The sequence below is a fragment of the Gammaproteobacteria bacterium genome (assembly GCA_022340215.1).
Classification (GTDB): Bacteria; Pseudomonadota; Gammaproteobacteria; order JAJDOJ01; family JAJDOJ01; genus JAJDOJ01.
The window spans coordinates 1-13,942 of record JAJDOJ010000147.1 but is presented as its reverse complement, the minus strand read 5'-3'; the positions used below and the strand labels follow the sequence as shown (position 1 = coordinate 13,942).

General features: G+C 53.8%; 11 protein-coding genes and 1 pseudogene. 7 read left to right on the top strand and 5 right to left on the bottom strand.

Going from position 1 to position 13,942, the window contains the following annotated elements; genetic code table 11:
* Positions 1–957 (bottom strand): hypothetical protein (locus LJE91_10505; GenBank protein MCG6869123.1); only part of this gene is annotated, 957 nt, incomplete at its 3' end.
* A gap of 276 nt (positions 958–1,233) precedes the next feature.
* Between LJE91_10505 and LJE91_10500 the strand changes: the two genes are divergently transcribed.
* The 4 genes from LJE91_10500 to LJE91_10485 all read left to right on the top strand — a co-directional run bounded on the left by LJE91_10500 (position 1,234) and on the right by LJE91_10485 (position 3,911).
* Complete coding sequence (locus tag LJE91_10500; GenBank protein ID MCG6869122.1) at positions 1,234–2,298, top strand: hypothetical protein; 1,065 nt, start codon at positions 1,234–1,236, stop codon at positions 2,296–2,298.
* 137 nt (positions 2,299–2,435) lie between these two features.
* Positions 2,436–2,729 (top strand): BrnT family toxin, encoded by a 294-nt coding sequence (locus LJE91_10495; GenBank protein MCG6869121.1) that lies wholly within the window; start codon positions 2,436–2,438, stop codon positions 2,727–2,729.
* On the top strand, positions 2,672–2,947 hold the full coding sequence (locus LJE91_10490) for a BrnA antitoxin family protein (GenBank protein ID MCG6869120.1): 276 nt from the start codon (positions 2,672–2,674) through the stop codon (positions 2,945–2,947). The genes LJE91_10495 and LJE91_10490 overlap by 58 nt, the downstream gene beginning before the upstream one ends.
* Before the next feature lie 385 nt (positions 2,948–3,332).
* Complete coding sequence (locus LJE91_10485) at positions 3,333–3,911, top strand: transposase (protein MCG6869119.1); 579 nt, start codon at positions 3,333–3,335, stop codon at positions 3,909–3,911.
* Between the two features lie 169 nt (positions 3,912–4,080).
* Here LJE91_10485 and LJE91_10480 read toward each other — a convergent pair whose 3' ends face one another.
* Both LJE91_10480 and LJE91_10475 read right to left on the bottom strand, forming a co-directional pair.
* Positions 4,081–5,661: a long-chain fatty acid--CoA ligase gene (locus tag LJE91_10480; GenBank protein MCG6869118.1), complete on the bottom strand. Its 1,581-nt coding sequence runs from the start codon at positions 5,659–5,661 to the stop codon at positions 4,081–4,083.
* Positions 5,651–6,010, bottom strand: coding sequence for a hypothetical protein (locus LJE91_10475; protein ID MCG6869117.1), 360 nt, complete (start codon positions 6,008–6,010; stop codon positions 5,651–5,653). The genes LJE91_10480 and LJE91_10475 overlap by 11 nt, the downstream gene beginning before the upstream one ends.
* A gap of 859 nt (positions 6,011–6,869) precedes the next feature.
* Between LJE91_10475 and katG the strand changes: the two genes are divergently transcribed.
* The gene (gene katG / locus LJE91_10470) at positions 6,870–9,008 is read left to right on the top strand and encodes a catalase/peroxidase HPI (GenBank protein MCG6869116.1); all 2,139 of its coding nucleotides are present in this window, start codon (positions 6,870–6,872) and stop codon (positions 9,006–9,008) included.
* Positions 9,009–9,358: 350 nt separating this feature from the next.
* Here katG and LJE91_10465 read toward each other — a convergent pair whose 3' ends face one another.
* Complete coding sequence (locus tag LJE91_10465) at positions 9,359–9,733, bottom strand: MFS transporter (protein ID MCG6869115.1); 375 nt, start codon at positions 9,731–9,733, stop codon at positions 9,359–9,361.
* 116 nt (positions 9,734–9,849) lie between these two features.
* Here LJE91_10465 and LJE91_10460 point away from each other — a divergent pair.
* Positions 9,850–10,041 (top strand): annotated as a pseudogene (locus tag LJE91_10460) (addiction module toxin RelE).
* 891 nt (positions 10,042–10,932) lie between these two features.
* Positions 10,933–13,011, top strand: coding sequence for a glycoside hydrolase family 88 protein (locus LJE91_10455; GenBank protein MCG6869114.1), 2,079 nt, complete (start codon positions 10,933–10,935; stop codon positions 13,009–13,011).
* 619 nt (positions 13,012–13,630) lie between these two features.
* On the opposite strand, the gene LJE91_10450 is transcribed toward LJE91_10455, so the two are convergent.
* On the bottom strand, positions 13,631–13,942 hold a 312-nt coding region (locus LJE91_10450; protein ID MCG6869113.1), incomplete at its 5' end, for a hypothetical protein.

Genomic DNA, 13,942 nt, shown 5'->3' with positions numbered 1-13,942 from the left:
TTTGTAGCTGACATGCAGCGAGGGGATGACCCCTTGGGTAACGACGCGGGTGTGGAAGGTTCCCGGCGTGCGTTTGGTAATCCGCCGTTGGAAGATCAAGCTGACCTTGGAAGGACGGCCCAGATCGATGTTCTCGCGGATAATCTCCTCGAACAGGTGGCGCCCGCTCAAAGGACGGTCGAAGACCTGCGTGCGGGAGAACTCCGCTTGCAGGATGGACAGTTGAGGGTTGAAGCCCGCGGCGTGGTCCTCAACAGTAAATGGATCGGGCAGGCGCGCCAGCCATTTGTTGACCAAGGCCTGGATCTTGGGGACGTTCAGCTCATCGAGAATCTGCTGCAAACGCACTGGATCGGCACAGGAGAGCACCCCGTTGTCCAGCGCCTCGAAGGCGATGCCCTCTTTGGACAACTGCCGCTTGGCGTATTCATGGCCATTGATGCACACGCGCGCGGTGTAGGGGAAGTAGGAGGCGAACTTGATGAACAGCGGACCGAAGTCCTTATCCACCAGGTAGAAGTAATAGTGATTGCACATCACGGTGCCGCGGCTGAGCCAGGGGAAGGGCTTTCCAGTGCGATCGCTGAACTTCTTGGTGACGCGGAAGCTGGCGAACATCTCCTGCGCTTTGCCGATATAAACCACTCCCTCTGGAGCGGAAAAGCCCTGCAAGCGTTTCCTGGTGACCTCATCCTTGCGCTCGCCCTTGGCGAAGGCGACGATCTCCACCCCCTCGCGCCTGGCAAATTCGCGGATAGCTCTGACGAACGCATGGCTCATGGGACCCATCAACACAGTGGAAGCGACCTTCGCACCACGATGTTGTTTGAAGAAGGTCGCCACTCCGCCACCTGTCTGCAGCATCGGTTGGTACAGATTCAGATACAGGCGGTCGATCCCTTCAATGTCGAGAGTGACTTTTTCTCTCAGCAGTTCCCCTACCGTTTGTCCTATCATAACTGCAGGCCCCGGTTGACGTTCTGGCTTTACGCCACTCCGCCGCTTCACGCGGCTACTAACGGAAGCATAGCCTTCCGTAGATCAACCGGGGCCTCTCAATGCCACCTCAGGACTCGTCGGTCTGAGGCGGAGCCTCGCTAGCAGTGCATAACAATCACAAGCAAGGGACCAAACTACGCTCCGCCAATTTGCGGTTCGCTTTGCTCACTTTACCGCAAATGGGCTCCACTACGTTTGGCCCCTGTTGTGGGCGATAGCTGCTAAAGGAATCGCGTGAAGAAACGGGCAAAAATACTTTTAGAGAAATCGCTGGATTCTTTGATCCTGGCGATAGAACACTTCAACCGTCCATGGGACCGAGGGCGAAGTGAAGCGGTATTAATTCTCCTTGATAGAGCTCTTGAGTTGCTTCCTAAAGCCATAATCTTACACAAAGGCGGAAAAATCCGCGAGGCGTACGAGAAGGAGACTGTTGGGCATGAGAAATGTGTTCGCAAATGTATAACTGATGAAAAAGTAAAATGTCTATCGGAAGAACAGGGGTTAACAATTCAAATTATAAATAGCTTCCGAGATGCAGCTCAACACGACATCGTTGAATTGTCTGAGCAAGAATTATACATGTATTGCCAAGCGGGGGTTAGTCTATATAAAGACCTGATCAGCAGTGTGTTTGGCGAGTCGCTCAAAGACTACGTCCCAGAAAGAGTGTTGCCAGTATCAACCGAACCTCCCCGGGACCTACACACGATGGTCGAGGCAGACTTTGAAGAAATCAGAAATCTGTTGAAGCCAAAATCTCGAAGGCAGCTTGAAGCAAAATCAAAATTGCGGGCATTAGCAATAGTTGAGGCATCCCTTGAAGGAGTGAGGTCACAACCGAGCGAATTCGAGCTACGCAAAATGGTAAAGGAAGTTCGGGCTAACAAAAAATGGCAAGAGATATTTCCGGGGGTAGCAAGTTTGCAGCTAAATACCGAAGGCACAGGAATCAATGTAGACATTCGGATAAAAAAGAAAGAAGGTGAGGCAGTTCAACTTGTACCGGAAGGGACTCCAGGTGCTACGGTTCTAGCTGTAAAGCGTGTAAACGAGCTTGACTACTACACGTTGGGCGCTTCCGCACTTGCGAAAAAAACAGGACTGACCCAGCCAAAATTAGTAGCGTTAGTGTGGCACCTGAAGCTTCAAGCATCGGAAGAATATTATAAGGCCGTAAAGATCGGAAAAAGTGTTTTCAAGCGCTACTCAGCAAAGGCACTGAATGCTGTAAAGAATGCGCTAGAGACTGCGAACATGGATGAAATATGGCGGGCATACAAGAAAAGAGAGAAGTAGCAGCTAACAAGACAAATGCACTCCGGCATCAAAAAGCGCCGCTCGTTCCTCGCTCTGATTCTTGCCGCCGGTGATTTGCGACGTTCGGCTCCTCAGGCGTTCCTTGTCATTTTTTATATCATGCGTACAATGTACATATGAAAGAGCTTTGTTTCGAGTGGGATGAGAAAAAAGCTGCGTCTAATAATCAGAAGCATGGGGTGTCTTTTGAAGAGGCTCGCACCGTGTTTTATGACGAGAATGCAATTCAATTTTACGATCCTGACCATTCAGAGGAAGAAGATCGCTTCATTCTGCTTGGGCTGAGCTTCGAACCGCAGGTGCTCGTTGTTTGCCACTGTTTTCGTGAGATAGAAACAGTAGTCCGTATCATATCGGCCCGAAAAGCAGACAGAGACGAGGAACAAGAATACTGGAAGCAGCGAAAATGAGAGATCACTACGATTTTTCTAAAATGAAGGGAAAGAGAAATCCTTTCGCCAAATATTTAAAGCAACCCGTAACTATGAGGTTAGATCGGGATACAGTGGCCTATTTCAAATCGATGGCGGAGGAAACAGGGATTCCATACCAAAGCCTAATCAATTTATACCTTCGCGATTGTGCGATACATCATCGCAAGCTCAAGATGGAATGGGCATCCGAATAAAGCCGAACAATGCGCTTCACTTGACCGTTCAGTGGCTATGCTCCTTCGCGGCAAGCTTGCTCGATAGCTCTGCTTCGTAATTACTAATTACGGTGACACCTGACCGTTAACACTAATTTCGAATAGGTTTATGATAGTTGGATGTCGCGACTTCCTCGGATTATCGTCACCGGTGTGGCGCACCATGTAACGCAGCGCGGAAATAGACGTCAGCGGGTGTTCCTGGTCGACGACGACTATGCTCTCTACAAGGACTGGTAGGCGCAGTCCTGTAAGTCGAATGGCGTCTCGGTCTGGTTTTAGGCGATTTCTGTCAAATGACATACCATCCTGCTTGTCTTTTCGTCCGTCCTCTGCGTTGCGACAGCAGTGACATAGTTCGACTATGCGCCTGATGTCGAGCCTTGATGACGAACGAAAATCCGGCGCAATCTGGTATACCATATTCCGGCAATCGCATTATTGTTTTATGCCGAATCATATCCCCTTGATCCTTGTGCCGTCGGAGGACTCTGGGTTGTCGAGAGCAGTGGGAGAAACCCATCGTCGATACAGTGGGTATATCAACGCGAGACTGCGGGTTACCGGCCATTTGTTTCAGGGGCGATTCGGCTGTGTAGCGATGGACGAGCGCCACCTGACGGCGGCATTCCGTTACGTGGCTTTGAATCCAGTGAAAGCAAAGTTGTCGAAGACGGCGGCCGATTGGCCCTGGTCCAGCACGCCAGCGCATTTTCGCCGAGAGGACGATGGGCTGGTTACAGTGAGTCCGTTACTTGATCGGGTAGAAAATCTTGCGAAGTTCATGGCTATGGAGCCGGACCCCGAATTGGAAGCTGCCTTGATGAAAGGCCAAAGCATCGGGCGACCATTGATGGACGATCAGGAGCTCTTATCACTCGTGCGTCTTGGCCGGGCGATACGTCCCGGCAAACGAGGTCGACCTGTATCGACGGAACCGTAGGGTTTGACGGAGAAAATGGAGTAAAGGGTAAGGTGTCACCATAATTCAGTAGCCAGTAAAGGGTCAGGAGTACAAGCGCCAACAACAGGGCGATGTCCAGAAAGTGTACGAGCAACCGCAATGGTTTTATGAATCCACTACGCCTCCGCCTCGATCGGTTTGGAAAGAATCAGCTTGTGACCTCACTGTCTTCGACGCGACTGTCGAAGCCTCGTTCAAGTTCTCCGTGTTTGCGGAGTTCGCGTTTAAGAATCTTGCCGGTTGCATTCTTTGGTAGCTCGTCGAGGAAAAATACTTTTTTCGGAATCTGATGCCTCCCGAGGTGATCCCAGCAAAATGCGCGGATGGATGCGCTTGTCGTGGTCATATCTTCCTTCAAGGAGACGTAGGCTACCGGTATTTCTCCATGCATGTCATGCGGTTCACCAATCACTGCAGCTTCTCGCACGGCTTCATGCTGGTAAAGAATCTCTTCTACCATACGCGGGTAGACATTCATTCCGTTCACAATAACCATGTCCTTCAAGCGATCGACGATGGCGAAATACCCGTCGTCATCTTCCGTTCCCAGGTCCCCGGTTCGGAACCACTCGCCGAAGAAGGATGATGCGGTCTCCTCCGGTCGGTTCCAATAGCCTTTCATGACATTGGGGCCGCGGACGCAAATTTCGCCAACCTCTCCATGGGGAAGCTCTTTGCCCCCGGAGTCGACGATCTTCATTTCGACGAAGGGAACGGTCTTACCTATCGTGCCGGGCTTTCTGAGGCCGCCAATGGGGTTCACGCTCGTAACAGGCGAGCACTCCGTCGGGCCGTCGCCTTCATAGATCAGTTTGCCGAACTTGTGTTCGAAATCTTCCATCAGTTTCAGGGGCATCGCCGCGCCGCCCGACGCGCAATAGCGGAGAGACGCAAACTTGTCGACCGCTGCATCGGCAAGTCGAAGCAATACGCTGTACATGCTGGGAACGGCCATGAAGAGCGTCACGCCGTGCTGCTCGATCATGTTGGCGATTTCCTCCGGATCAAATTTTGGTAGGGGTACAAAGGTGCAGCCGTGCAAAAGGGGGAATAGCATGCCCACCGTCGCAGCGAAGGCGTGGAACATGGGTAATACAACAAGGATAACATCGCGTCCTTTCTCAAGTTGCAGTGCGCTTTGAATGCTCTGGGTGTTCGACACAAGGTTGCGATGCGTGAGCATCGCGCCCTTCGGTTTGCCCGTGGTTCCCGAAGTGTAGATTATGACGGCTACATCATTCGCCGGGTCGAAGGAAACCTCCGGCGGCGGGCCATCTGCAGCGAGCCATTCGACGAACGAGCTGTCTTCCTCGCTTGATTTGTTGCTGCCGATGCAGATGCAGTGAGACAAGCTGTCGATGTTCTCCCTGATGGCTGAGACCGTATCCGAAAACGTTTCAAAATAGAAGAGGGCGCTGACTCCTGCGTCGGAAAGGATGTATTCGGCTTCCTTGGGGTTGAGAAGCAGGTTGATCGGGACCACGCCGGCCCCGGCTTTCACAATGCCGAAATAGGCTATGGCGAAAGCGTCGGAATTCATGCAGTAGAGGCCGACGCGATCGCCCTTCTTAATCCCCTTTGCCGCGAGGTTTGCTGCAACATGATCCGACAGGCTGTCGAACTGAGCGAATGAAACCGTTTTCCCCTGGAAGTAGATTGCAGCCTGGTCGCCACACGCTCCCGCGGTTTCCTTGAGAAGCTCGGTCATGGATCGTTCGTCAATATGCATAGTCGCTACCTCCGATAAATTCCCTAACTAAAGATTCTCCTCCAATAGCGCTGTCGTCTGCAATCGCAATCATCCCATCCAGGAATTCCTTCACGCGTTTCGCTCTAATGTATGCATCCTGGCGCTTGGGCTCATTCTTATAGGTGCTGATGGCCGTTGGGAAATAATCATAAAGGTGATGTTTTAGAATGGGCAATTCGAAGGGGAGGGCGCTGTTTACCACGTAGCCGACAGATTTAATGAAAGGAATAATGTTCCGTAGTTCGCTTGATCGGAAATGGTGCCAGTGTGTCAGGGTCTCGAGTGGTTGCAGGTTGCGGCGCCAGCTGTCCCTGATCATCCTCCGCATGAGACGCATGTCCGCCCATCTCATGAATACGCCGCTTTATCCTTGTCCCGTCGGAGGACTCTGGGTTGTCGAGAGCAGTGGGAGAAATCCGTCGTCGATACAGTGGGTATATCAACGCGAAACTGCGGGTTACCGGCCACTTGTTTCAGGGGCGATTCGGCTGTGTAGCGATGGAAGAGCGCCACCTGATGGCGGCATTCCGTTACGTGGCTTTGAATCCAGTTAGAGCAAAGTTGTCGAAGACGGCGGCCGATTGGCCCTGGTCCGGCACGCCAGCGCATTTTCGCCGAGAGGACGATGGGCTGGTTACCGTGAGTCCGTTACTTGATCGGGTAGAAAATCTTGCGAAATTCTTGGCTATGGAGCCGGACCCCGAAATGGAAGCTGCCTTGATGAAAGGCCAAGGCATTGGGCGACCATTGATGAACGATCAGGAGCTTTTGGCACTCGAGCGGCGTCCTGGCCGGCCGATACGTCCCGGCAAACGAGGTCGACCTGCATCTACGGAACCGTAGGGTTTGACGGAGAAAATGGAGTGAATGGTAAGGTGTCACCGTAATCACCGTAATCCGATGGTCTTCTGGAAGATCCCGGACAGAACCGCAGGGTGGCTTCCTTGTCAGCAAGCGCTCAGACACCAGATCTAGCCATAGCTCAATCTAATTACCCTTATAGCCAATTTTAAATTGAGGCTATCGATTGTTCCTACTAATGTGGCAGCTTCGATCGACAGAGAGATCGGTTGTATCAGTCATTAACAATACAACCGAGGAGGAGAAACAAGGCAATGTTAAACAAAGCAATTCCGTTCGCAGCCGCCATCGCCATCGCCATCGCGCCGGCAGCACAATCGGAAAACATGTTCAGCGGCAAGGCCAAGCCGAACACTTTCTGGTGGCCGGATCAAGTGGACCTTGGCCCGCTCCGTGACCATGATAAAAATTCCAATCCCTACGGTGATGACTTCGACTACGCCACGGCCTTTGCCAGCGTCGATCTGAAGGCCCTGAAAGCAGACATTGAGAAGGCTCTGACGACGTCTCAGGACTGGTGGCCGGCGGACTGGGGGCATTACGGCGGCCTGATGATCCGGATGGCCTGGCACAGTGCGGGCACCTATCGTATCCATGATGGTCGCGGCGGTGCCGATGGCGGTCAGCAACGCTTCGAGCCTCTCGGCAGCTGGCCCGATAACGCCAACCTCGACAAGGCCCGCCGGTTGCTGTGGCCGGTCAAGCAGAAATACGGACGTAACGTGTCCTGGGCCGACTTAATGATCCTGGCCGGTAACGTCTCGCTGGAATCGATGGGTTTTGAAACCCTGGGCTTCGCTGGCGGGCGTGTGGATGACTGGGAGTCTGACCGGGTTTACTGGGGTCCCGAGACCAAGATGCTTGGCAACGACAAGCGCTTTAGTAAGGAGGGTGAACTGGAGAAACCTCTGGCCGCTTTGCACATGGGCCTGATCTATGTGAACCCGGAAGGACCCAGCGGCAATCTCGACCCGGTCTCCGCCGCCGCGGACATACGTCAATCGTTCCACCGCATGGCGATGAACGACGAAGAGATCGTTGCTCTCATAGCCGGTGGACATACGCTTGGTAAGGTTCACGGAGCGGTGAAAGCTGACTGCGTAGGACCGGAGCCCGCCGCCGCGCCTATCCAAGAACAGGGTTTGGGCTGGAAGAACAAGTGCGGTAAGGGCGATGCTGAAGACACCATGACCAGCGGCCTGGAAGGCGCCTGGACCCAGACACCTACCGCATGGTCCATCCTGTACCTGGACAACCTGTTCCGCTTCGACTGGGAAAAGCAGAAGAGCCCCGGTGGGGGAACAGTGTGGGTACCGACCGACAAATCAGCACACTCAGCGGTACCGGATGCCCATGTCGAGGGTAAACGCAATCCGCCTATCATGTTGACGACAGACCTCTCGCTGAAGGAAGACCCCGGCTTTCGCGAGATCGCCGAACGATTCCTGAAGAATCCAAAAGAGTTCGACAAGGCTTTCGCCAGGGCCTGGTTCAAGCTGACGCATCGTGATCTCGGCCCGCGTGCCCGCTACGTCGGCAGCGAGATCCCGGAAGAGGTGTTTATCTGGCAGGATCCGGTTCCGGCAGGCAACGCGATCAGCGACAGCGATGCAGACGAGCTGAAGGCGAAGATACTGAAATCCGGTCTAACCGTGCCTGAACTGGTCAAAGCTGCCTGGGCATCGGCTTCCACCTATCGCTATTCTGACATGCGCGGTGGTGCCAATGGTGCACGCGTACGCCTTGCCCCGCAGAAGGACTGGGAGGTCAACGATCCGAAAGAACTCGCGAAGGCGCTGAAACAGCTGGAGAAGATCCAGAAAGACTTCAATAGTGAGGCTTCCGGTGGCAAGCAGGTTTCCATGGCTGATCTGATCGTACTCGGCGGTGCCGCCGCGATCGAGAAGGCTGCCAGTGACGCGGGTCACAACGTCAAGGTTCCGTTCAAACCGGGCCGCGGCGATGCGACCCCGGAGATGACTGATGCGGCATCGTTCGAGGTACTGGAACCGAAGGCAGATGCCTTTCGAAACTACTATAGTGACGGAGCATACGGCTCTCCGACTGACATGCTGGTCGAGAAGGCAGACCTCCTGGGCCTGACAGTACCCGAGATGACTGTGTTGGTAGGCGGCATGCGTGCAATGGGGGCGAATGCCAACGGTTCGAAGCACGGCCTTTTCACAGACAAGCCCGGACAGCTGAGCAACGATTACTTCGTCAATCTGCTGGATATGTCCACCGAGTGGACGCCATCCAAGACCGACGGCGTGTCTGAAGGGCGTGACCGCAAGAGCGGCAAGCTGAAATGGACTGCAACATCCGTCGATCTGGTGTTCGGCTCGAACTCGGAACTCAGGGCGGTCGCCGAAGTCTACGGCTCCGACGATGGTGAGAAGCAGTTTATGGAAGACTTCGTCAGGGCCTGGACGAAGGTGATGAACAACGACCGCTACGACGCCTGAAGATGAAGAGATAGTGCCCGAGTGTACCGGCTGTTCACCTGACAAGCCCCTCCAGACCAGGAGGGGCTTCATTCTTGGAATTACGGGAATTACGGTGACGCCTGACCACTAACACTAATTACGGATAGGTTTATGATAGTTGGATGTCGCGACTTCCTCGAATTATCGTCACCGGTGTGGCGCACCATGTAACGCAGCGCGGAAATAAAGGTCAGCGGGTGTTCCTAGTCGACGACGACTATGTGCTCCACAAGGACTGGTTGGCGCAGTCCTGTAAGTCGAATGGCGGCGCGGTCTTTCAAGGTAAGGCATATCTTCGTTTCCCCCCGAGGGGGAAGACTAGATCAACTTTAATCCGCCGTTGCCGGTCTGCCTTGGACGGACGTATCCACGTCTATGAGGTCTTCCGGTTCCAGCCCCTTGGTGGGAACCTTGGCCGTGGATATGATGATGGCAGAAACAAGATTCAAAACGCCGGTAATGATGAAGGCCAGTAGAAAATTGTTCATGTCTCCCAGATAACCGCCTAGCATGGGTCCTACCGTGCCACCCAGACCATAGGCGAGAAACACATAGCCATAATTTTGACCAAAGAATTTGTGACCAAAGGTATCAGTGGTGATAGCAGGGAATAAGGCGAAATTGCCACCGAAGTTAAAACCGATAAGAGCAGCAAACAGGTACAGGCTGTATTCATGCCCGGCCACAAAGGGAAAGGCCACCATAAACTATCCCTGAGCGATTGAATAATGGGGTCAGGTCTATCATTGTCGCATCCACCCTTTCTTCGTATAGTCCGCGGCATGGCCCGACCCCTTCGCATTGGCGGGAGCCGTTCCTCAAAGACCATGACGACCGCCTGATCTTCTTAAGCGTTCTGGCCGAGGGGGTCGAGCGTTTCAACTGGAGCTGTCATGCGTATTGCTTGATCACGAAGCACTACTACCTGGTCGTGGAAACGCCCGACGGAAACCTCTCCAAAGGGATACGTCAATTGAGCGGCCTGTATACGCAGGCCTCCAACCGCCGCCATCGTAATGACGCCATCATTGCTGCCTACGCCGCCAGCGCCTACAGTTACCGCGAGATCGCTGCCCACTTCGCCCTGCACCTGGCGACCGTGGGGCGAATCATGCGGGCGCGGATCCCAGAAGGCGAGATCTCTTACATTTTCTCACGAAGCACGCGGCGCTGTCTGTCCTGATAGCCGCGCAGGTTGCCAAGCTGGAGGAGACGAAGCTGCTCGGGCTGTCTGAAGTGCTGATTCGCAGCTTGGAGGTAGCGACGGGTATATCACATTATGAGTAGGCATTTCTACTAATAGGAAAAGCGATTCAATAGATCTATATAATGAGAAGGAACGGGGTGGTGTTCGATGTGTACTCTCCTGAAAAGGCAACGATATTGGCGCGCATCTCTAGCGAGATTTTATCTGCTAGCGACATTAGGAATAACGACAGTCTGGAGTGCTTTCAAAGGGCTGTTTGTAGTGCTGTCTATTTTATTTTCAACTGCTTTATCCTTCCCCTCCGCATCCGCGAGCACGTTAGATCTAAGGGATCTAGAAACTAGCGGTGGTGGATTTATTTCCCTTGATGCCGCTACGCGACTCCGCTGGCTCGATCCAAGTAGAACCGTACGTTTTTCCTTTACCCAAGTAGTGGCGCGGTTTGGTGTTGGGGGGGGCTTTTCAAGGTTTACGCTTTGCCAACCTCGAAGAGGAGATCGAGCTTTGAGAGAACGCGGAAATTGATACGTCGGGATTGATTAGCCCTGAGCCCACAGTCGCTAACGATCAATCGATCGCCAGGTTCGCGGCGAAGTTCGAGTGTGGCGATGCCGAAGGGAGCCTGACCAGCAGCACCTATACCGATTTTGTATTGTCTAACCCTCATACCTCCAGATTATCAGGAGGAAATCGTCGATGAAAACATTACGATTTACAGAATTGTTGTTTGTTATCCCCATTTTAATCATCGGCTCTGCTATATCTCCCATTGCGACCCAGGCCCAATCTTGGTCCCCGCCTTCAAAATTGGAGGTGGCGTCCGCTATGGGGCGGGTGAACGATCATTGGATCAGCCGACATCCCGATCCAGGGGACAACAAGTGGGCACAGGCGGTCTACTACTTCGGCGATATGGCACATTACATGACCACTGGTGAGGCAAATTATCTCGACCATGCTACCGACTGGGCCGAACAACATAGCTGGCTGCTTAACGGCGGCTGCAACACTGCTCATGCCGACAACCAGGCGGCCGGTCGAACCTACCTTGCCCTGTACGACCTCGAACCTGTCCCGGAAAAGATTCTGTGTATCACGACCAGCATCGACCATGTCGTCGACAGATACCTGAACCATGAAACGCTGGACGACTGGTGGTGGATCGATGCCATGTTTATGGCGATGCCGATTTACGCCAAACTGTCCGTCGGCAACGGGAACTACAACTATTCGGAAGCCATGTACGCACTCTACCGGGACACGAAGGTCTCTCGGGGCTTGTACAATGCCGATGCAGGTTTGTGGTATCGCGACGAAAATTATAAGCCGCCCAATGCCAGTCCCAACGGCAAGGATATCTTCTGGTCACGGGGAAACGGATGGGTCTTTGCCGCTCATGCGGACGTTCTGGCTACCCTGTCGCCTGATGATCTTCACTATATTGAATATCTGACCACGTTCAAGGAAATGGCCGCAGCATTGAAAGCGGTGCAGCGATCCGATGGTTTCTGGAATGTCAATCTGGCTGATCCCGATGACTACCCCGGGCCGGAGACCAGCGGTACCGCTTTCTTTACCTATGGGATGGCCATAGGCATCGAAATGGGTATCTTAAGCCCGGCTGAGTATCTCGAACCGGTCGTCCGAGCGTGGAACGGCATGATTACTGCCGTCCATCCCAACGGTAAACTCGGCTTCGTACAGGGGGTGGGAAAAGCACCATCCAGCGCCCAATCCGTTACTTACGATAGCACTGCAGATTTTGGCGTCGGGGCCTTTCTGCTCGCCGGAAAAGCCGTCCACAAAATAGCAGAGGTCTCCGGACCAACCAATCTGGCATTGAACAAAGCGGCCACCTGTTCCAGCGAACCGCAGCTGGAAAACGGCTGTGCCCACACCGTGGATGGCGATATGGATGACCGCTGGTCAGCCACAGGTTTTCCGCAGTGGGTGGAGGTCGACCTGGGCGACGTCTACCGTATCAGCGGCGTTAATGTGCATCCGTACAAGGACCGCGCATATCAGTATTACGTTGAGGTGAGAACGGCTGTTGAGGACCCCTACGTCCCGCTTGTGGATCGCTCCGGTAACACCCAGGGGGGCGCCGTCATCATGGACACCTTCTCTGCGGTTTCAGCCCGCTATGTGCGGCTGCGGGTCGAGAGCGCCTACGACTACACGGGCCCTTGGGTCAGCATACGCGAGTTGGAAATCTTGGGCAGCGCTACGCCGCCACCGGCCAATCTGGCATTGAACCAAGCGGTCACCTGTTCCAGCGAACCGCAGCCGGAAAACGGCTGTGCCCACACCGTGGATGGCGATGTGGACGACCGCTGGTCAGCCATAGATTTTCCGCAATGGGTGGAGGTCGACCTGGGCGATGTCTACCATGTCAGCGGCGTCAATGTGCATCCGTACAAGGACCGCGCATATCAGTATTACGTTGAGGTGAAAACGGCTGTTGAGGACCCCTACGTCCCGCTTGTGGATCGCTCCGGTAACACCCAGGGAGGCTCGGTCATCAAGGACACCTTCTCAGCGGTTCCAGCCCGCTATGTGCGGCTGCGGGTCGAGAGCGCCTACGACTACACGGGCCGTTGGGTCAGCATACGCGAGTTGGAAATCTTGGGCAGTGCTACGCCGCCACCGACCAATCTGGCACTGAACCAAGCGGTCACCTGTTCCAGCGAACCTGTGTGTGGCGAATTGCTACTCAGACGTCTACCGGCAACCGGTATAGACCGCGGCAATGGAAGTTCTACTGGAACAAGCTGAGGTCCGCGAGGCGGATTGTTCTTTGCTGGCCGCACTGATGCCCAAATCGCGAGTGAATCTTACCCTGGATCTGCTCGTATCTTCCCTGATACTCACCCGCTGCGCGGGCCAGCCAAAGCTGTCCTGTTATTCCCGATGAATCAGCCTGGCCTGCGGCGGGGCGGCCAGGGTCATTGCCAACATCGAAGACCTCCTGGTGATCGAAAAGATCCTAAATTACGGTGACACCTGACCATTAACACTAATTTCGAATAGGTTTATGACAGTTGGATGTCGCGACTTCCTCGGATTATCGTCACCAGTGTGGCGCACCATGTAACGCAGCGCGGAAATAGAGGTCAGCGGGTGTTCCTGGTCGACGACGACTATGCTCTCTACTAAGGACTGGTTGGCGCAGTCCTGTAAGTCGCATGGCGTCGCGGTCTGGTCTTAGGCGATTTCTGTCAAATGACAGTCCTTCCTGGTATGCCATTTTCCGGCAATCGCCTAAGGTCAAGACAAGCGGAATTCATCAAGGCCAGCGGCAATACGTTCGTATCAACAGGCCGGATGTACAATAGCAACCTGCTTCTTGTCTCGAACGGAAATGTGTCTTGCAAAACGGGACCGTTCCATATAATCATCGAAAAGCCCTAGGTGATCGAGAAGATCCTGACCCACCTGGATCGAAAAACGCCTGCCGTGGCACCGGACCGGCTACCCAGGAGTACGAAAGAGCCTCTTGCAAAACTCCCAAGACCAGCGAATTATTTGGCGATTCGAGGCCGATAAATGAGAGTGCCCGGTTCAATGTTGGTAAAATAAGGTTGCACTTTAAACCAACGGAATCATGACCATAGGGCAAGATCCGATGAACCAGGCACTGGACAAATTGTCCCACACATGGCGGCACATCCAAAGCTTTCTGTTTCCCATGATTTGGGAAGAACTG

Excerpts from the sequence above, each read along its gene's own strand:
- katG (MCG6869116.1), top strand. The coding sequence starts at position 6,870 with ATGTTCAGCGGCAAGGCCAAGCCGAACACTTTCTGGTGGCCGGATCAA.
- LJE91_10455 (MCG6869114.1), top strand. The coding sequence starts at position 10,933 with ATGAAAACATTACGATTTACAGAATTGTTGTTTGTTATCCCCATTTTA.
- LJE91_10495 (MCG6869121.1), top strand. The coding sequence starts at position 2,436 with ATGAAAGAGCTTTGTTTCGAGTGGGATGAGAAAAAAGCTGCGTCTAAT.
- LJE91_10465 (MCG6869115.1), bottom strand. The coding sequence starts at position 9,733 with ATGGTGGCCTTTCCCTTTGTGGCCGGGCATGAATACAGCCTGTACCTG.
- LJE91_10485 (MCG6869119.1), top strand. The coding sequence starts at position 3,333 with ATGCGCCTGATGTCGAGCCTTGATGACGAACGAAAATCCGGCGCAATC.
- LJE91_10480 (MCG6869118.1), bottom strand. The coding sequence starts at position 5,661 with ATGCATATTGACGAACGATCCATGACCGAGCTTCTCAAGGAAACCGCG.
- LJE91_10475 (MCG6869117.1), bottom strand. The coding sequence starts at position 6,010 with ATGCGGAGGATGATCAGGGACAGCTGGCGCCGCAACCTGCAACCACTC.